General features: G+C 71.4%; 14 protein-coding genes. 5 read left to right on the top strand and 9 right to left on the bottom strand.

The window, feature by feature from the left end:
• Positions 1–53: 53 nt before the first annotated feature.
• The 4 genes from ACIRFH_RS05265 to ACIRFH_RS05280 form a co-directional block, all read right to left on the bottom strand.
• The gene (locus ACIRFH_RS05265) at positions 54–2459 is read right to left on the bottom strand and encodes a hypothetical protein (RefSeq protein WP_403517190.1); all 2406 of its coding nucleotides are present in this window, start codon (positions 2457–2459) and stop codon (positions 54–56) included.
• A 156-nt stretch (positions 2460–2615) separates the two neighbouring features.
• Positions 2616–3038: a DUF6113 family protein gene (locus ACIRFH_RS05270; RefSeq protein WP_403517191.1), complete on the bottom strand. Its 423-nt coding sequence runs from the start codon at positions 3036–3038 to the stop codon at positions 2616–2618.
• Positions 3035–3913 carry an N-acetyl-1-D-myo-inositol-2-amino-2-deoxy-alpha-D-glucopyranoside deacetylase gene (gene mshB, locus ACIRFH_RS05275; RefSeq protein WP_403517192.1) on the bottom strand — a complete coding sequence of 293 codons (879 nt, stop codon included), beginning with the start codon at positions 3911–3913 and terminating at the stop codon, positions 3035–3037. The genes ACIRFH_RS05270 and mshB overlap by 4 nt, the downstream gene beginning before the upstream one ends.
• Before the next feature lie 1149 nt (positions 3914–5062).
• Positions 5063–5257, bottom strand: a complete 195-nt coding sequence (locus ACIRFH_RS05280) for a hypothetical protein (RefSeq protein ID WP_403517193.1) — start codon at positions 5255–5257, stop codon at positions 5063–5065.
• A 216-nt stretch (positions 5258–5473) separates the two neighbouring features.
• Here ACIRFH_RS05280 and ACIRFH_RS05285 point away from each other — a divergent pair, with 216 nt between their 5' ends.
• A complete protein-coding gene (locus ACIRFH_RS05285) occupies positions 5474–7600 on the top strand; it encodes a prolyl oligopeptidase family serine peptidase (RefSeq protein ID WP_403517194.1) in 2127 nt (708 codons plus the stop codon).
• 117 nt (positions 7601–7717) lie between these two features.
• Here the strand turns inward: ACIRFH_RS05285 and ACIRFH_RS05290 are convergent, their stop codons facing one another.
• Genes ACIRFH_RS05290 through ACIRFH_RS05310 form a run of 5 tightly spaced genes read right to left on the bottom strand, consistent with a single transcriptional unit; the run spans position 7718 to position 13347 of the window.
• Positions 7718–8788 (bottom strand): ABC transporter ATP-binding protein, encoded by a 1071-nt coding sequence (locus ACIRFH_RS05290; protein WP_403517195.1) that lies wholly within the window; start codon positions 8786–8788, stop codon positions 7718–7720.
• Positions 8781–9773 carry an ABC transporter ATP-binding protein gene (locus ACIRFH_RS05295; RefSeq protein WP_403517196.1) on the bottom strand — a complete coding sequence of 331 codons (993 nt, stop codon included), beginning with the start codon at positions 9771–9773 and terminating at the stop codon, positions 8781–8783. The genes ACIRFH_RS05290 and ACIRFH_RS05295 overlap by 8 nt, the downstream gene beginning before the upstream one ends.
• A 9-nt stretch (positions 9774–9782) precedes the next feature.
• The gene (locus tag ACIRFH_RS05300) at positions 9783–10790 is read right to left on the bottom strand and encodes an ABC transporter permease (protein ID WP_403517197.1); all 1008 of its coding nucleotides are present in this window, start codon (positions 10788–10790) and stop codon (positions 9783–9785) included.
• Entirely contained in the window at positions 10783–11706 is a 924-nt protein-coding gene (locus ACIRFH_RS05305; RefSeq protein WP_403517198.1) for an ABC transporter permease, read from the bottom strand. The genes ACIRFH_RS05300 and ACIRFH_RS05305 overlap by 8 nt, the downstream gene beginning before the upstream one ends.
• Positions 11707–11715: 9 nt before the next feature.
• On the bottom strand, positions 11716–13347 hold the full coding sequence (locus ACIRFH_RS05310; protein WP_403517199.1) for an ABC transporter substrate-binding protein: 1632 nt from the start codon (positions 13345–13347) through the stop codon (positions 11716–11718).
• 483 nt (positions 13348–13830) lie between these two features.
• Here ACIRFH_RS05310 and ACIRFH_RS05315 point away from each other — a divergent pair, with 483 nt between their 5' ends.
• The 4 genes from ACIRFH_RS05315 (at position 13831) to ACIRFH_RS05330 (ending at position 18184) form a co-directional block, all read left to right on the top strand.
• Positions 13831–13971, top strand: coding sequence for a hypothetical protein (locus ACIRFH_RS05315; protein WP_403517200.1), 141 nt, complete (start codon positions 13831–13833; stop codon positions 13969–13971).
• Between the two features lie 55 nt (positions 13972–14026).
• A complete protein-coding gene (locus tag ACIRFH_RS05320) occupies positions 14027–15100 on the top strand; it encodes a HesA/MoeB/ThiF family protein (RefSeq protein ID WP_403517201.1) in 1074 nt (357 codons plus the stop codon).
• A complete protein-coding gene (locus ACIRFH_RS05325) occupies positions 15088–16305 on the top strand; it encodes a hypothetical protein (protein WP_403517202.1) in 1218 nt (405 codons plus the stop codon). The genes ACIRFH_RS05320 and ACIRFH_RS05325 overlap by 13 nt, the downstream gene beginning before the upstream one ends.
• An 850-nt stretch (positions 16306–17155) precedes the next feature.
• A complete protein-coding gene (locus ACIRFH_RS05330; protein ID WP_403517203.1) occupies positions 17156–18184 on the top strand; it encodes an ABC transporter permease in 1029 nt (342 codons plus the stop codon).
• Positions 18185–18219: the final 35 nt, after the last annotated feature.

Below are 18219 nucleotides of genomic sequence, written 5' to 3' on the forward strand. Positions count from 1 at the left end.
GAGGGGGGCACCCGGTGTCCGCCGGGTGCCCCCCTCGTCGTGCCGGTCGCGCGTCAGCTGGGGTCGGTGTCGATGATCCCGACGCGGTTGGTGGTGCTCTTCAGCGCCGGGCGCAGGGCGCCGATCACGTCCTGGACGGTGACCGGGGTCTTCTGGCCGGTGGCGCGGGTGATGAGCACGCCGTCGAAGGTGTCGCCGTACAGCTCCTTCAGGGCGGCCTGGTCGTAGTACTCGACCAGCTTGCCGTTCTGCGGCTTGACGGCGAGGAACTTCCACAGCGACTTCTCGGGACTCATCGGGACCGAGTGCGCTGCGTCGGTGCGGACCGTGACCAGGCCCGACATCGCCGGCTCGGCGAACTCCTTCATCATCCGGTCGACCTCGGCGTCGGAGACCGTGGGCTGCCGGGTGGTCGTCGGTACGTTCACTGCGGTGAACGTACCGGTCTCCACCTGGGTGCGGTAGGCCTTCTCCACCGCCTCGGTGGACCTGGCGACGTCGATGCTCCTGCCTGCCTTGCCGTACACCGGGACGGCCTTGCCGGACTGGAACTTGATGGTGCCCTCGGTCATCGAGCCGGCGCCGCCCGCCGCGTCCTGGAGGGCGGCGTGCAGCTTCTCCTCGTCGACGGGCATCACCGGGTCGACGACGCGGTGGTTGCCGAAGAGCGAGCCGATCACGGAGACCGGGTTGTAGTCGCTGGTCGCCGCCGCACTGGCCGTGGCCTGGGTGTCGAACTGGAGCCCCGCCTGGTCCGGCTTCAGGGAGACCGTGTCGCCGCCCACCGTGAGCTTCAGCGGCTTGTTCACCCGGGCGCCGAGGGCGGCGTCCAGCTTCTCGACGGCGTCGTCGCGCGTGCCGCCGCCGATGTCGACGCCGAGCACGGTGGTGCCCTTGGGCACGTCGGAGTGGTTCATCAGCAGGCCGGCGCCGTAGGCACCACCGGCGACGACGATCAGGCCGCCGACGAGCAGCGGGAGCTTCTTCCGGCCCTTCTTCCTGGCGGCCGGCTTGGCGGAGCTCGCCGGGGCCGCGGGGGCCGGTTCGGGCGCCTTCGGGGGCGTGTGCGGTCCGCTGGAGGGCGCGCCGCCGGGGAACGGGGTGTCGCGGTCACCCGGTACGACGGGGATGCCGCTGGTGACGGTGTTCCCGGAGACGTTGTCCGGGTTGCCGAAGCGGGGGCCGCCCGGCGGTTCCGGAGCGGGCCGCTGCGGGGTGAGGATCGCGGTGTCGTCGCTCAGCCCGCCACCGGGGCGTGCGGTGCCGGGACCGTGGCCGGGGCCCTGGAGCCCGGCCGGTCCGCCCGGTCCGCCCGGGGCACCCGGTCCGCCCGGGGCACCCGGTACGGCGGAGCCGCCGGGGTCACCGGAGCCGCGCGGGCCGGTGGGGGCGGGGCCGCGCGGGCCGGTGGGGGCGGGGCCGCGCTGTCCGTCGGGCGCGCCGGGGCCGCCGGGCCGTACCGGTGCGCCCGGCCCGCCGAGCGGGGGAACCGGCGGACCGTCCCCGGTGACCGGGCCGGTCGTCGGGCCCGTCGGCGCCTGGGGACCGCCGAAGGCGGGCTTCCCGTTCTGCCGGTTCCGGCCACCCTGACCGTTCTGGATGCCCTGACCGTTCTGGGCGCTCTGCCCGTTCTGCCCGTCGAGTCCGTCGAAGACGCTCCGCTCGCCGCGCCCGCCCTCCGGGGAGAACGGCAGGTCGTCACGGCCCGGCCCGGCGGTGCCGTTGCCGCCCGGGCGCGTCCCGTTGCCGGCGAGCGGTCCCGCCGCCAGCGCCTCGGTCACGTCGAAGGAACCGGTGCCACCACCGTGTCCGGGCGCCACGGGTCCGCCGGTCGCGCCGGGCAGGCCGGCGCCGTTGGTGGAACCAGGTCGGGAACCGCCCGGCGCGCCCATGGAGCCGACCACGCCACCGGGGCGGCCGTTCCCGCCGCCCGGTCGCGCGCCGCCGGCCGTACCGGCGCCCGGGGACACCGGCCCCGGGCCCGCACCCGGACCGGCGGCACCGGCTCCGGAACCGCCGGGCAGACCGGCGCCGTTGGTGGAGCCGCCGGCCTGACCGCCCTTGCCCGTCGCGGACTTGCGGGGCGCGAACCAGTCGCTGGTCTGCTTCTCCTCGGCCGGCTGCGCGGGCCCGGCGGGAGCCTCGACGGTGCCCGTGGGCGCGGTGGCGCCCGGCACGGGGTGCTCGGTCGCCTCCGTGTCGGCGGCGTCGCTCTCGGCGTCCGCGACGGGCTTGCGCACGACGACCGGCGGAATGGGCCGCGACCCGGGGATGTTGATCCGGATCCGGGTCGTCAGCGTCGTCTCGGTCTTGCGTTCCTCCGGCCGCGAGGCCGAACGGCCCGCGTCCGCACCGGCGCCGGAAGCCACGGGGGTCCCGTAGGGCGGGGTGCCCGACGGGTACGCGGCTCCACCGCGCCCGTTGGGCCCGGAGGACGGACTGTCAGTTTCACGACTCAAGGCAGGTTCTCCCGGTTGGCTCCGCCGCCCGGCACACCAGTAAGCGGGCGGCTCGGCGGCGCGCACCACCATACTGGCCACTTCTCACGCGTATCCCACGACTGCCGGGGAAACCCACACCGGACGCGCACGCCCGTGCCACGGCGAAGCAGTACGTCATTTGCCAAGTCGGGCGCCGTCGCCGTCCGGTTGCCGCACCGGGGCAAGGGTGGCGCACATCACAGCGACGGCGATGCCGCCGAGCAGGAAGAGGTACGAGCCGGCGCCAGCGGCGAAGACGAAGTCCCCCTCCGGACGGCTGGCGGTGAGCAGCACCACGGCGACCGCCCAGCCGACGGCGGGTGCCACGGCCCCGCCGCGACGGCCCACGGCCCGCCCGGCACCGAGACACAGTCCCGCCTCGGCGGCCAGCGCGAGCAGCAGCCCTCCCGGGAACCAGGCCGACTGCACGAGTGCTCCCGCCACGCCGGTCACCGCACCGAGGACGAGGAGCCCGAGGTAGAGGGCGGCCCGCCCGGGGGACGGCGGCCGCAGCGGCTGGGCCAGGGCGGAGGCCGTCGGCTCGCCGCGCCCGCTCACGACGTCTCCCCGGCCTCGGTACCGGCGAACAGGTCGCTCTCGCGCCCGCCCCCGTCACCGGCCCGCTCGCCGCGCACCAGTTCGTAGTACTCCGTGGTGAAGATCGGCTGGGCCAGTTCGTTGGAGAGGACGAAGTACGGCCCGTCCACGGTGATCTGCGTGGCGTGCGCGCGCATGGCCGCGGCCTTGGCGGCGGCGTACGGGGTGCCCTCGGCGCGGATCTCGGTGGTGATCCGCTCGTCGTCCACGACACCCGGTACGTCCTCGACACCGGCCGCCTTCTCGAACGCCAGGCCGGGCAGGTCCTCGCGGAGCCGGGCGAAGGCGTCCTCGGCGACGGTGCGCGGCACGCGGTTCCAGTAGACCTTGGCGACCGGACAGCCCGCCTCGGCCGCCAGCTCCACGGCGCGCATGGCGATGCGGTGGGCCTGGATGTGGTCGGGGTGGCCGTAGCCGCCGTCGGGGTCGTACGTGACGAGGACCTGGGGGCGTACCTCGCGGATCACCTCGACGAGGAGGGCCGCGGCCTGGTCGAGGTCCGCCTGCCAGAGGCAGCCGGGGTCGTCGTTGTCGGGCAGGCCCATCATCCCGGAGTCGGCGTACCGGCCGGGCCCGCCGAGCAGCCGGACGTCGTCGACGCCGAGCGCGCGCATCGCCTCGGCCAGCTCGCCCCTGCGGTGCCCGCCCAGGGCGGCTCCGGTCAGGTGCGCGAGCCCGGGCGGGATGACCTCGCCCCGCTCGCCGAGGGTGCAGGTCACCAGGGTCACGTGCGCGCCCTCGGCCGCGTACCTGGCCATGGTGGCGCCGTTGTTGATCGACTCGTCGTCCGGGTGCGCGTGCACCAGCAGCAGACGCCGGGCGGGGAGATCCGTCATGGGACCACCCTATGAGGCGGCGCCCCTGTCCCCGTAACGCGGGAGACCGTCCGCGGGAATCGTCCACTCCGCGGCGGTGGCCTCCGTGGCGGTGGCCTCCGTGGCGGTGGCCTCCGTGGCGGTGGCCGCCTCGCCGTGGGCGGATTCCTTTCGGGTGGCACGGCGGGGACGTCCGGGGCGGCGCGGGGAGCCCTGCTTTCACGTGGCCGTGGGGCCGCCCGCTTCTTGGTCAGTGTCGTGGTTCCGCGAGCCGCGTCAAGGGCGCTCCCTGCGGTCGCGTCGCCTTCGGCGATGGCCCTGCGGGCCACCCTTGACCCGGCTCGCTCCACCACGGGTGAGAAGCGAGCGGGCGGCCCGGGGAAAGCGGTGGCCGACCGGTGACGTCCCTCGGGTCGGCTGCGTACCACCCCGGCGCGCCGGGGCGCGTCCGCGTCTCGCAAGCACGCCGGGTCGGCTCGGCGGCTTGCGGTGCGTGAGTGGTTCACTTCGAAGCAGTGGGGCGGGGTGGGGTGGGGAGAGTGGCGAGGAGGGCGGATTGGAGCGTTTGTCCCATCTCTCGCCCGCCCGTGCCCTGTCCGCCTGCAGAACGTCGCGTCCGGGACGGGACAAACGCTCCAATCGTCGTCTGGGTGTCGGCCGTTCGATCCCCGAGGGGATGTGTGGTGCGGCCATCGGGCCCAGGCAGTGCGCAGCCATCGGGCCCAAGCGGTGCGTCCGCCATCAGGCCGAGGTGGTACGCCGCCGCCGGGGCCACGGAGCAACCAGAGCAACCGGAATCACCGCGCCACCGGAACAATCGAGGTCACCGCGCCACCGCACCGCAGGAGTCACCGCGCCCCCACCGGTAGCCGCTGAAACCCCCACCCACCCACCGGTAGCCACCGAGGCCGCCCGGCGTGCCGGTGAAGTGCGAGCGCGTGCCGTCGGTGCCGGGCCGCGTCGGGCGGTTGCCCGTGAACCCGGTTCGGCCACCCGTCCTTCCGGATCGCTCGCTTCTCACCCGTGGTGGAGCGAGCCGGGTCAAGGGCGGCCCGCAGGGCCATCGCCGAAGGCGACGCGACCGCAGGGAGCGCCCTTGACGCGGCTCGCGGAACCACGACACCGACCGAGAAGCGAGTGACCCCGGTCACTCGAAGGCGCGGCCGGCCGTCAGAACTTGATGCTTCCGATCATCCCCGCGATGTTCGTCGTCACCTCACTGATCGTGGGCGCGACGGTCGAAGAGGCCAGGTAGAAGCCGAGCAGCATGCAGACGATCGCATGGCCGGCTTTCAGTCCTGACTTCTTGACCAGCAGGAAGACGATGATCGCCAGCAGCACCACCGCCGAAATCGAGAGTGCCACGGCGGCTCACCTCCAAAGAACCCAGGGACATGGGAAGGTCGGACGCGGTCGGACTATCGGAACACTTCGTCACACTTGGAACCACAGGAACAGATAAATCCACGCAGCGGGCACCGAGTTGATACCCACTATGCGCTAGTGATCATAACTATCCGTACGCGCGCATCGATCGGCGCACGGCCGCACAAGGGGGCGCATGGCCAATATGGTCAGGGCATGACGACCGAGTCCGACTCCTTCCCCAGACGGCACGCCCGCACCCAGCGGTTCACGCTCGGCGCGCCGCGTTCGTTCACCGTGGCACCCGACGGTTCACGGGTCGCCTTCCTTCGCTCCGGTTCCGGTACGGACCGGGCCGGTTCCCTGTGGGTCCTCGATGTCGCGGACGGCGGGGAGCGCGTCGCCGCCGACCCGCGCGCCCTCCTGGGCGGCGCGGAGGAGCACCTGTCGGCCGAGGAGAGGGCGCGGCGCGAGCGCAGCCGCGAGGGCGGCGCCGGCATCGTCGGCTACGCCACCGACGCGGCCGTCGAGCTGGCCTCCTTCGCCCTGTCGGGGCGGCTCTTCACGGCCGAGCTGCGCGCGGGGACGGCCCGCGAACTCCCCGTTCCCGGCCCGGTGGTCGACCCCCGCCCCTCCCCCGACGGACGGCACGTCGCCTACGTCGCCCGGGGCGCCCTGCGCGTGGTGGGCGCCGAGGGGGACGGGGACAGGGTGCTGGCCGAGCCGGACGCCGAGGGCGTCTCCTACGGCCTCGCCGAGTTCATCGCCGCCGAGGAGATGGGGCGGACGCGGGGCTTCTGGTGGGGCCCGGAATCCGACCGGCTGCTGGTCGCACGGGTGGACGACACGCCGGTCAGACGGTGGTGGATCTCCGACCCGGCCCACCCCGGGCGTGATCCACAACACATCCCGTACCCGGCGGCGGGCACCCCCAACGCGGACGTACGACTGTTCGCGGTCGGCCTGGACGGGGAGCGCACGGAGGTCCTCTGGGACCGGGCGCGGTACCCGTACCTGGCACGGGTGCACTGGTCGGCGGCGGGTGCGCCACTGCTCCTCGTACAGGCGCGCGACCAGCGCAGCCAGCTGTTCCTGGCCGTGGACACCGCGTCCGGGGCGACCCGGATGGTGCACGCCGACGAAGATCCGATTTGGCTGGAACTCTTCCCCGGTGTGCCCTGCTGGAGCCCGTCCGGGCAGCTGGTGCGGATCGCAGACGAGGGCGGGGCGCGGGTGCTGGCGGTCGGCGACCGGCCGCTCACCGGGGCGCAGTTGCACCTGCGGGCGGTGCTGGACGTGTCGGAGGACGACGTGCTGGTCTCCGCGTCGGCGGGCGAGGCCGCGGCGGACGCGGAGACCGGCGAGGTCCACGTGTACCGGGTGAACGAGCTCGGTGTGGAGCGCGTCTCGCAGGAGCCCGGCGTGCACGCGGCGGTGCGCGCCGGGGGCGTGACCGTTCTCGTCTCCGCGACGCTCGACCGGCCGGGGGCCCGGGCTCAGGTCCTGCGGGACGGGAAGGCGGTGGCGACCGTCGCCTCGTACGCCGAACACCCCGGTCTGTCCCCGCGCGTGACGCTCACCCAGGGGGGCGCACGCCGTGTCCCGTGCGCCGTGCTTATGCCGACGGACTACCACGGTGACACCCCCCTCCCGGTGCTCCTGGACCCCTACGGCGGTCCGCACGGCCAGCGCGTGGTGGCCGCGCACAACGCGCACCTCACCTCCCAGTGGTTCGCCGACCAGGGCTTCGCGGTGGTCGTCGCCGACGGGCGGGGCACGCCGGGGCGCTCGCCCGCCTGGGAGAAGGCCATCAAGGACGACGTGGCCGCGGTCGTCGTCCAGGACCAGGTCGACGCGCTCCAGGCCCTCGCCGCCGACTTCCCGCTCGACCTGGACCGGGTCGCCGTCCGCGGCTGGTCCTTCGGCGGCTATCTGGCGGCACTGGCGGCACTGCGCCGGCCGGACGTCTTCCACGCGGCGATCGTGGGCGCCCCGGTGACGGACCTGCGGCTGTACGACACCCACTACCAGGAGCGCTACGTCGGTCACCCGGACGAGCAGCCGGAGGTCTACCGCCGCAACTCGGTGATCGACGACGCGGGCCTGGTCGACGCCGCCGAGCCGCACCGCCCGATGATGATCATCCACGGACTGGCGGACGACAACGTGGTGGTCGCGCACTCCCTGCGCCTGTCCTCGGCCCTGCTGGCGGCCGGACGCCCGCACGAGGTGCTGCCGCTGTCCGGCGTCACGCACATGACCCCGCAGGAGTCGGTCGCCGAGAACCTGCTGCTGCTCCAGGTGGACTTCCTGAAGAGGTCGCTGCCGCAGCGCCACCCGTAGGGGGCAAACCGCCGTAACACGCGGGCAACTTCACCGAAGCGGCACCGATATACGGACGCGCGAGACTGAGTGTCGTACGGCCGTGCGGGTGCCGTGAGCGGGCCGGGGAGCGCCATGTCACCCCGGCCCGCTGCCGTCTCCCCCGCCGCCCGCCCCGGTCGGCACCACTCGCTTCTCCTCGGCGAAGTGACAGGCCGAGTCGTGCGCGGCGGGGCCCGGGGCGTCCCGGAACCCGGCGGGCACCGCCAGCGCCGGCACCTCCAGGGCACACCGCTCCCGGGCCTTCCAGCAACGGGTGCGGAAGCGGCAGCCGGAGGGGATGTTCGTCGGGGAGGGCACGTCACCGGACAGGATGATCCGCTCGCGGTGTTCCCGGGCCTCCGGGTCGGGCACGGGCACGGCGGACAGCAGTGCCTGGGTGTAGGGGTGCGTGGGGTGGTCGTAGATCTCGGCGTCGCGGCCGGTCTCCACGATGCGGCCCAGGTACATCACGCCCACCCGGTCCGAGATGTGCCGGACGATGGACAGGTCGTGGGCGATGAAGACGTACGAGAGGTCGAACTCGTCCTGGAGCCGGCCCATCAGGTTGACGACCTGCGCCTGGACCGAGACGTCGAGGGCGGAGACCGGTTCGTCCGCGACGATGATCTCCGGGCGCAGGGCGAGTCCGCGGGCGATGCCGATGCGCTGGCGCTGTCCCCCGGAGAACTGGTGGGGGTAGCGGTTGATGTACTCCGGGTTGAGGCCGACCACGTCCAGCAGGTGCTGGACCCGCCTGCGCCGGTCCCCCTTCGGGGCCACCTCCGGGTGGATGTCGTAGGCCTCCCCGATGATGTCGCCCACCGTCATCCGGGGGTTGAGGGAGGTGTACGGGTCCTGGAAGACCATTTGGATGTTGCGGCGCACGGCCTTGAGGGCCCTGCCCGTGAGGCGGGTGATGTCCTCGCCCTTGTAGCGGATCTCCCCCGCCGTCGGCCTCTCCAGGTTGACCAGCATCTTGGCGACCGTGGACTTGCCGCAGCCGGACTCGCCGACGATGCCCAGGGTCTCGCCGCGGGCGAGGTCGAAGTCCACGCCGTCGACCGCCTTGACCGCGCCGACGTGCTTCTTGAAGAGGATGCCGGAGGTCAGCGGGTAGTGCTTGACGAGGCCGCGGACCTCGAGGAGCGGTTCGGTGGCCTCAGCCATGCAGGCACTCCCTCCAGAAGTGGCAGGCGCTCCCGCGTTCCGCGCCGTTCCACTCCGGCTGCGTCACGTCGTACAGCGGCGGTACGTCGGTGCGGCAGACGTCCTGGGCCATCGGGCAGCGGGGGTGGAAGGCGCAGCCGGGCGGGATGTGCGTGAGGCTGGGCGGCAGGCCCTTGATGGCGTAGAGCTCCCGGCCCTTCTGGTCCAGGCGCGGGATCGACTCCAGCAGGCCGCGGGTGTACGGGTGCGCGGGGGCCTTGTAGACGTCGTGGACGGACGCGGTCTCCACGATCCGGCCCGCGTACATCACGGCGATCTTGTCGGCGACGTCGGCGACCACGCCCAGGTCGTGGGTGATGAGGATCAACCCCATGCGGTACTCGCGCTGGAGTTCCGCGAGGAGGTCCATGACCTGGGCCTGGACGGTGACGTCGAGGGCGGTGGTCGGCTCGTCGGCGATGATCAGCTTGGGTTCGAGGGCCATCGCCATCGCGATCATGATGCGCTGGCGCATGCCGCCGGAGAACTGGTGCGGGTACTGCCTCACCCGCTCCCCGGCGGCGGGGATGCGGACCCGGTCCATCAGCTCGACGGCCTTGGCGCGGGCGTCCTTGCGGGACATGCCCCGGTGCACGGTGAACATCTCCGCGAGCTGGTCGCCGACGGTGAGGACGGGGTTCAGCGACGACAGCGCGTCCTGGAAGATCATCGCCATCTCGGCGCCGCGGACCCTGCGGCGTTCCGGCTCCTTCAGCTTCAGCAGGTCCCGGCCCTCGAAGAGGACCTCACCCGCGGTGATCCGGCCGGGCGGGACGTCGAGGATGCCCATGACCGCCTGGGCGGTGACGGACTTGCCGGAGCCGGACTCGCCGAGGACGGCCAGGGTCTCGCCGGCGTCCACGGCGTAGCCGACGCCGTTGACGGCCTTGGCGACGCCGTCCCGGGTGTGGAACTCCACGTGCAGGTCGCGTACTTCGAGCAGCATGGCGGCGGCTCACCTCAGCTTCGGGTCGAGGGCGTCGCGCACCGCGTCGCCGAGCATGATGAACGCGAGGACGGTGACGGCCAGGGCGCCGGAGGGCCAGAGCAGCGCGTGCGGGGCGTTGCGGACGTAGGGGGCGGCGGCGGAGATGTCGATGCCCCAGGAGACGCTGGGCGGCTTCAGGCCGACGCCGAGGAAGGACAGGGTCGCCTCCAGGGAGATGTAGGTGCCGAGCGCGATGGTGGCCACGACGATGACGGGGGCGACGGCGTTGGGCGCGATGTGCCGCAGCAGGAGGCGGGAGTGGGAGGCGCCGAGGGCGCGGGCGGCCTGGACGTAGTCGTTCTGTTTGGCGGTGATGACGGAGCCGCGGGCGATGCGGGAGATCTGCGGCCAGCCGAGCAGCACGATGAAGCCGATGACCGGCCAGACGGTGTTGCTGGTGATGACGGAGAGCAGCACCAGGCCGCCGAGGACGACGGGGATCGCGAAGAAGACGTCGGTGATCCGGGACAGGACCGCGTCCCCCACCCCGCCGAAGTACCCGGCGAGTCCGCCGAGGACGCTGCCGAGGACGGCGACCCCGAGGGTGGCGAGGACGCCGACCTCCACCGATGTGCGGGCGCCATAAACGGTGCGGGTGTAGACGTCGCAGCCCTGGCCGTTGAAGCCGAAGGGATGGCCGGGCTGGGAGCCCTCCTGGGCCTTGGCCAGGTCGCACGCGAGGGGGTTGCCGGAGGCGATCAGGGACGGCCGGATGGAGATCACGATCAGGAAGAGGATGACCAGGGCGGAGATGATGAAGACGGGGTTGCGGCGCAGGTCGTGCCAGGCGTCGGACCACAGGCTGCGGGCCCGTGTGCCGGCGGCGGCCGACGGGTCCGGCTCCTGGGGGCGGGGGCCGCCGGGGCTCTCCGGGGGCTTCTCCAGGGTGACGGCCTCGCCGGTGCCGAGGTCCATCGTCGCGCCCGTGCCGGTGGCGGCGATGGCGCGCTCGGGCTCGTAGGGGTCGTCAGACATAGCGGATCCTCGGGTCGAGTACGGCGTACAGGAGGTCGACGACGAGGTTGGCGACCAGGAAGACCAGGACCAGGACGGTGACGAAGCCGACGACGGTCTGCGTGTTCTGGCGCAGGATGCCCTGGTAGAGCTGGTAGCCGACACCGTGGATGTTGAAGATCCGCTCGGTGACGATGGCGCCGCCCATCAGGGCGCCGATGTCGGTGCCGATGAAGGTGACGACCGGGATGAGGGAGTTGCGCAGCAGGTGCCGGACGATGACCCGGCGCCGGGGCAGGCCCTTGGCGATGGCCGTGCGGACGTAGTCGGAGCGCCGGTTCTCGGCGATGGAGGTGCGGGTGAGCCGGGTGACGTACGCCAGGGACACCGAGGCGAGGACCAGGCCGGGGAGGATCAGTTCGTCGAAGGGGGCCGCCGTGGAGACCGCCGGGTCGATCCAGCCCCATTTCACGCCGAGCAGGAGCTGGAGCAGCAGGCCGGTGACGAAGGTGGGGACCGAGATGACGACGAGGGTGAGCAGCAGCACCCCGGTGTCGACGGGGCGTCCGCGGCGCAGGCCGGTGACGACGCCGAGCGTGATGCCGACGACGATCTCGAAGACGATCGCCACGACGGTCAGCCGGATGGTGACCGGGAACGCCGTCCCCATCAGCTCGGTGACCGGCTGACCGTTGAAGGCGGTGCCGAAGTCACCGGTGAAGACGTTGCCCATGTAGGTGAGGTATTGCCGCCACACGGGCTTGTCGAGGCCGAACTCCCTTCTCAGCTGGGCCGCGGTCGCCGGGTCGCACTCCCGGTCGCCGCACAGGCCCGCGATGGGGTCGCCCATCACGTTGACCATCAGGAAGATCAGCAGCGTGGCCCCGATGAAGACCGGGATCATCTGGAGCAGCCGCCGGACGACGTACCGTCCCATGACGCCTCCTCAGCTGACCTTGATCTCGTTGTAGACGGGGACGCTGAAGGGGTTGAGCCGGACGTCGGACAGCCGCTGCGAGTAGCCGGCGCTGCCGTTCTGGTACCAGAGCGGGATGGCGGCCATGTTGTCCCGCACGACCTCCTCGGCCCGCTGGAAGGACTGGACGGCCTTGGCGGTGTCGGACTCGCCGTTCGCCCGGTCGACGAGGCCGTCGAACTCCTCGTTCGACCACTTGCCGTCGTTGGAGGAGGCGTTGGTGTAGTAGAGCGGCTGGAGGAAGTTCTGGATGAGCGGGTAGTCCATCTGCCAGCCGGCGCGGAAGGGGCCGCTCATCTTCTTGCCGGTGATCTGGTTGCGGAAGTCGGCGAAGGTGCCGACCGGGTTGCCGACGCAGGCGCGGTCGTTGCCCAGGGCGTTGTTGATGGAGTTGCAGACGGCGTCGACCCACTGTCCGTGGGAGCCGGTGTCGGCGTTGTAGGTGATCTTGACCTGGCCGCCGGGCAGGCCGCCGCCCTCCTTGATCAGCTTCTTGGCCTGCCCGGGGTCGTACGCGCAGGCCTTCCCGCACAGACCGGCCTTGTAGCCGCCGTCCGCGCCGAGGACCGGCGAGGTCCAGTCGGTGGCCGGGGTGCGGGTCTTCCGGAAGATCGTGTCGGTGATCTGCTTGCGGTCGATCGCCATGGACAGGCCCGTGCGGACCTTCTCGGAGCCTGGCTTGTTCCAGTTCTTGTCGTAGTACGGGAAGGCGAGGGTCTGGAGGATGCCGGCGGGGGTGTTGATGTACCGGTCGCCGAGGTCCTTCCCGACGTTCTTGAGCTGGGCGGCGGGGATGTCGTCGGCGAGGTCGAGGTTGCCGGCCAACAGGTCGGTGTAGGCGGTGTTGTTGTCGGTGTAGACCTTCAGGTCGACGCCGCCGTTGACGGCCTTGTCCGGGCCGGGGTACTTGTCCCAGGTGCGCAGGGACATCTGGGAGCCGCGGGTGTAGTTGTCGACCCGGTACGGCCCGTTGCCGACCGGTTTCTTCAGCCAGGCGGCGTGGTCGTCGAAGAAGGCCCTGGGCAGCGGGGCGAAGGCCGGGTAGCCGAGGGTGTCGGGGAAGGTCGAGAACTTCTGGCTGAGCCTGACCGTGAAGGTGCGGGGGCCGGTGACCTTCAGTCCGGAGAGCGCGTCGGCGCTCTGCTTGCCGCCGTCCTCGGGGTGCACCTTGTCGTAGCCGTCGATGTAGGCGAAGAAGTACGCGTTGCGCTGGTTGTTCTTCAGGCTCGCGCCGTAGTTCCAGGCGTCCACGAAGGACCGGGCGGTCACCTTCTCGCCGTTGCTGAAGGTCCAGCCGTCCTTGACGGTGATGGTGTAGTTCTGCGAGTCCGACGTCTCGATCCGCTCGGCGAGCATGTCCTTCGCCTCGCCGGTCCCGGGGTCGTACTTCTTCAGCCCCCGGAAGATCATGTCGAGGACCTTGCCGCCCTGCACCTCGTTGGTGTTGGCCGGTTCCAGCGGGTTCTGCGGGTCGCCCCAGGAGGAGCTGAGCACGGCACCGCCGCCCGAGCCGCCGTCACCGCCCCCGCCGCCGCAGGCCGTCACGGCGAGGACTGCCACCGCCGCGCATGCGGCCCATGTGGCGTGCGTGGCTCCGCGCATGGAGTGCCTCCTCGTGCCCGACTCGTCCGCTGGTCCGTTCCCGGCAAGCATCGGGGGGCGGGTCCCGCGGCGCACATTCGTCCGGTCCGTATGGGTTCGGGGGTCCTCCGGACGGGGCACGACGACGCCGGGGCCGTCGGGCCGGGACCAGCGGCCCGGTCCGCGGAGCCGAGCGGCGGCACCGCCGCACCGCCCGTCACCGGCCGGCGGCGGTCTCCGGTCGCCGGGACACCGCACACGGAGTCCGCCGCCCGACCGGGCACGCACCCGCGGTGGCGGCCCGGGGCGGGTACGCGACGCGAACGCCGTCGTCGTCCAGTTCCGGCTCGTGCCGGTTGGACCTCTTCCCCGTGGAAAGGGCTCTGGGTACGGTGTGGCGGCGACCGCGGGATCCAGGGTTTCGCGACCACCCATGAGCCTCCTGTGGTGCGGAGGGAACTCGGCACGGAAGAGAAGTTCACACCGGAAGAGAGGGACGCGAACATGCAGGACGACACGCACGTCACGCAGCACGACGAGAAGGCCCCGCTCCTCGCGACGGAAGCGAAGGAGCAGCCCGAACTCATCGAGATCCGCCTGCTCGACAAGATCGAGACCATTCAGAGCAAGGCGATCTCCAGGTAGCCGACGGTTCGCCGGTGGATCGGTTCGTCGAAGATGCTGTCGGGGAGGGCCAGTTGTGAGACGTCCACGAGTGAAACGGGAACACACCCCTCACCGGTTCGACGACGGAACGATCCGCCTCGGCGGCGAGGTCTACGGAATCGCGGCGGAGGTCACCGATCCCCATGGCTGGGTCTGGGACGCCCTGACGTCGATGGACGGCGCCACTTCGCTCCAGGACATCGAGACGGAGTTGGCCGGGCGGCACCCGCGACTCGGTCCTGACGGCGCCCATCGGTTGGTAAAGGAGCTGATCGACACCGGTTACGTGGAAGACGCGGACACCGGTCGTCCCGAAGGGTTCACGGACGACGAGATCGAGCGGTACAGCCGCAACCACGCCTACTTCCGGCGCATCGATCTACGCCCGGGCAGCGACCCCTGGGAGACCCAGCGGCGCGTCACACGCTCCCGGGTGACGGTTCTGGGTGTCGGCGGCACCGGCAGCCACGCCGCCTGGGCACTGGCCGCGGTCGGGGTCGGCACCCTTCATCTCGTGGATCCCGACCGCGTCGAGCTGTCCAACTTGACCCGGCAGGCGCTGTACACCGAGGCCGATCTGGGCAGGCCCAAGGCGCAGGTCGCCGCCGAACGGCTCGGCGCGCTCAATTCCTCCGGGACGTTCACGTACGACGTGCGGCGCGTGGACACCGAGGACGCGCTGCGGGAACTCGTCGCCGGGTCCGACGTCTTCGTCCTGTGCGCGGACGAGCCGCGCAACGACGCCATCGCGAAGATGACCAGCAGGGCGTGTGCCGCGCTGCGCGTTCCCTGGGTGACCGCCGGCTACAACGGCCCTCTGGTGACGGTCGGCGTCTACGGCCCCGAAGGCCCCTGTTTCGAGTGCGTCGGAGCCGGTGAGGAGGCGAAGCTGAAACCCGGCTGGCACCCCGACATGGGAGGCGCGGGAGCGCTGGCCCCCACTGCGGGGATCTCCGGGCAGTTGATCGCCAACGAGGTGGTCTCGCTGGTCACCGGCACGGGCAGAACGGCTCCTGGCTATGTGCGCGGTCTCAACCTGATCGCCCCCGACCAGCTCGTCCATGTGCGGCATCCGGCACGGCCGGAATGCACGTTGTGCAACCCTTGACGGGGCAGCAGGGGACCCGGGTCTCCTTCCACGCCCTGGAGATCCGTCCGGACCGGGGTGAGTGGATCGTCAGACGGCAGGGTGCCGACCAGGTCGTCGCCCTGCCCGGTACCGGTATGTCAGCGGTGCGTCTGCTGGCCGCGGGCAGCACGGTCGAGGAGGCCAGGAGCAGCCTGCGCGCGACCACCGGCCGGGACATGGACGTCCGGTCCTTCGTGGAGCAGCTCGCGTCGGCCGGGCTGGTGGCGTCCATCGGCGAGCGCCGGTTTCCCGCCGCACCGCCCGAGGTCACGTTCCCGCGGCTGCGGACGCGTCACGTGCGCTGGCTCATGAACCCGGTGCTGCACGGGGCCGCCCTGTCGGTGCCCGTCGCGGCTCTCGCGGCCGCAGCGGTGCGTCCCGGCATCCTCCCCTCCTGGGACGATCTCCTGTGGACGGAGTACGGCACCTTCATGGTGCTGGTGCAGTGCGCGGTCGTCTGGTGCCTCATCGCCCTGCACGAGGCCGCGCACCTGCTGACGGCCCGTGCGGCGGGTGTCCCCGGGCGGGTCCGGCTCGGTACCCGTCTGCAGTTCCTGGTGGCGCAGACGGAGGTGTCGGGCATCTGGCTCAGGGGCCGGCGGGAACGGCTCACGGTCTATCTGTCGGGCATCGTCCTCGACGGCGTGATCTGGGGCGGCTGCCTGCTGGCCCGCGGCTGGGGCGCGGACTGGGTCCTGCTCCCGGTCATCGTGACGACCCTGCTGCTCGCGTTGGCGAACCAGTGTCTCGTGTTCATGCGCACGGACCTGTACTTCGTCGTCCAGGACCTGACGGGCTGCCGGAACCTGTTCGGCGACACGGCCCGCTGGCTGCGCCACGTCGCCGCGCGGGCGTGCGGCCGCAGGACTCCGCACCCGCTGCGGTCGCTGCCGCCGGCCGAACGGCGCTTCGTCACGGCGTACGCCGTCGCGATGACCGTGGGAAGCGGGGCCTGCCTGGTCATCGGCCTCCAGATCCTGACCGAGGTCACCTGGCCGCTGCTGCGCCGCTCCCTCCACCACCTGGTGAACGGCTCGGACTGGTACGTCCGGCTGGACGCGCTCGCCACCGCCCTCGTCCTGGTCGGCCTGCAGGGTCTGTGGGCACGCCTGTGGTGGAAGCGCCACGGTGAACGGGTACGGCGCGTCGGGCGAGCGGCCGGCGAGCGGCTGAGCAGCCACTGAACGGACTCGTCGCCCTGGACGGAGCCCACAAGGATCACCCGTACCGCGGGGTCTCCGCCGGAGGCATGCCGAGGACGCCCATGACCGTCCGCACGGTGACGGCCCTGCCGGAACCGGACCCGCCGGGCGCCGGCACCGTGATGCCGGGCGTGATCGGCGGGTGGGCCCCTGTGCACTGCGCCGCCCGGAACCGGTGAGGCCGTCACGACGACGAGCAGCGGGAACGGCACACACGGAGATCCGGTTGCCGCGCGGGCCCCGCCGGGCGTCGCCCCGCAGGCCGCGGGTCTTCTCCGGCCCGGCTTCGGTGGGCCCGTCGGCGGTGGTGGTGGTGACGACGGCGTCGGCGGCGGTCCCGGTCGGTCCGGGCCTCACGGATCCCTGGACCCGGGACCGCGCGGAGCGGGTCGGTTCCTCCGCTGCCCCCTTATCGGACAGCATCAAAAAAAGGTGCATATCGCACTCACACATCTCCCTTTGGAGGAACTCGACACTCGCCTTCGGCGTCAGGCGGGACGTTCGGAGCGGGCCTCCCCGACCCGCCGCAGAGGATCTCGGACATCGATGCAACGAATCTTCACCATCCGATGCCGAACCGTTGGATTGCGAACCTTCGATGTACGGATTTCGACACCTTGGCATCCGCATAACGAACATCTTGCCCGAATAGCCCGATTAGCCCGATATAAGGCACAGGAGGATCACGGCGCGCTACACGCGTAGCTACGAAAACACCAAGCAAGAGTAAAGAAGGTAAAGAGAAACTCAAGGCGCCCTAGTTTTTATTGACCTTGAACGAATTGCGTTGAAAAAGTCCGCTCATCAGACCCTCCCTTGGGCCAGGAGCACCATGACCCCCCCAACTCCATCAGCGGCTGCCCCGCTCGAGGTGACCGACGAGAGCGTCCTCGCGTCGCCCGCGCCCGCCACCTCCCAGGGCAACGAGAGTCGCTCTCCCGGGCGCCTGGCCTGGACCCGCTTCAAGCGTGACAAGACGGGCGTCGTCTCCGCGTGCATCGTGATCTTCTTCTTCGTGATCGCGCTCGCGGCTCCCCTGATCGCCAAGCTCTACGGCAAGGACCCGTACACCACGTACGCCAGTCAGCGCCCGGAGCTGCTCGACGCCTTCTCGTACCCGGCCGGCCCCAACGGCGGTATGAGCTCGGAGTTCTGGTTCGGCATCGAGCCCCAGCTCGGCCGGGACGTCTTCACCTTCCTGATCTACGGCATCCGCACCTCGCTGGGCATCGCGCTGGCGGCCACCCTGCTCACCTGCTTCGTGGGCGTCGTCATCGGCGTCACGGCGGGCTACCTCGGCGGCAAGACGGACTACGTCGTCGGCCGGGTCATCGACATCCTCCTGTCGTTCCCGTCGACCCTGTTCTTCATCGCCTTCATGCCGGTCGTCTACGGCCTCTTCGTCGCGGACGACGAGAACATCCCGACCTCGCTGCGGGCGGTCTCGCTCATCCTCGTCCTCGCGGTCTTCGGCTGGGCCTCCCTCGCCCGACTCCTGCGCGGCCAGGTCCTCGGCCTGCGCGAGCGGGAGTTCGTCGAGGCTGCCAAGGTGACCGGCGCCTCCCCATGGCGGATCGTCTTCAAGGAGCTGCTGCCCAACCTGTGGACGCCGATCATCATCCAGTCCACGCTCATGCTCCCGGCGTTCGTGACCGCCGAGGCGGGCCTGGCCTTCCTGGGCGTCGGCATCATCGACCCGACCCCGGACTGGGGTGTCATGATCCAGCGTGGCGCCCAGTTCTACACCGAGGACATCACCTTCATGCTCTTCCCGGGCCTGTCGATGGTGACCTTCGTCCTCGCCTTCAACCTCCTCGGCGACTCGGTGCGTGACGCACTCGACCCGAAGTCCAAGCGCTGAGCTTTCCGTTCCACCCGGCTCGTTCAACGCCGTCC

Origin of the sequence: Streptomyces sp. NPDC093586 (assembly GCF_044764905.1) — a bacterium.
GTDB lineage: Bacteria > Actinomycetota > Actinomycetes > Streptomycetales > Streptomycetaceae > Streptomyces.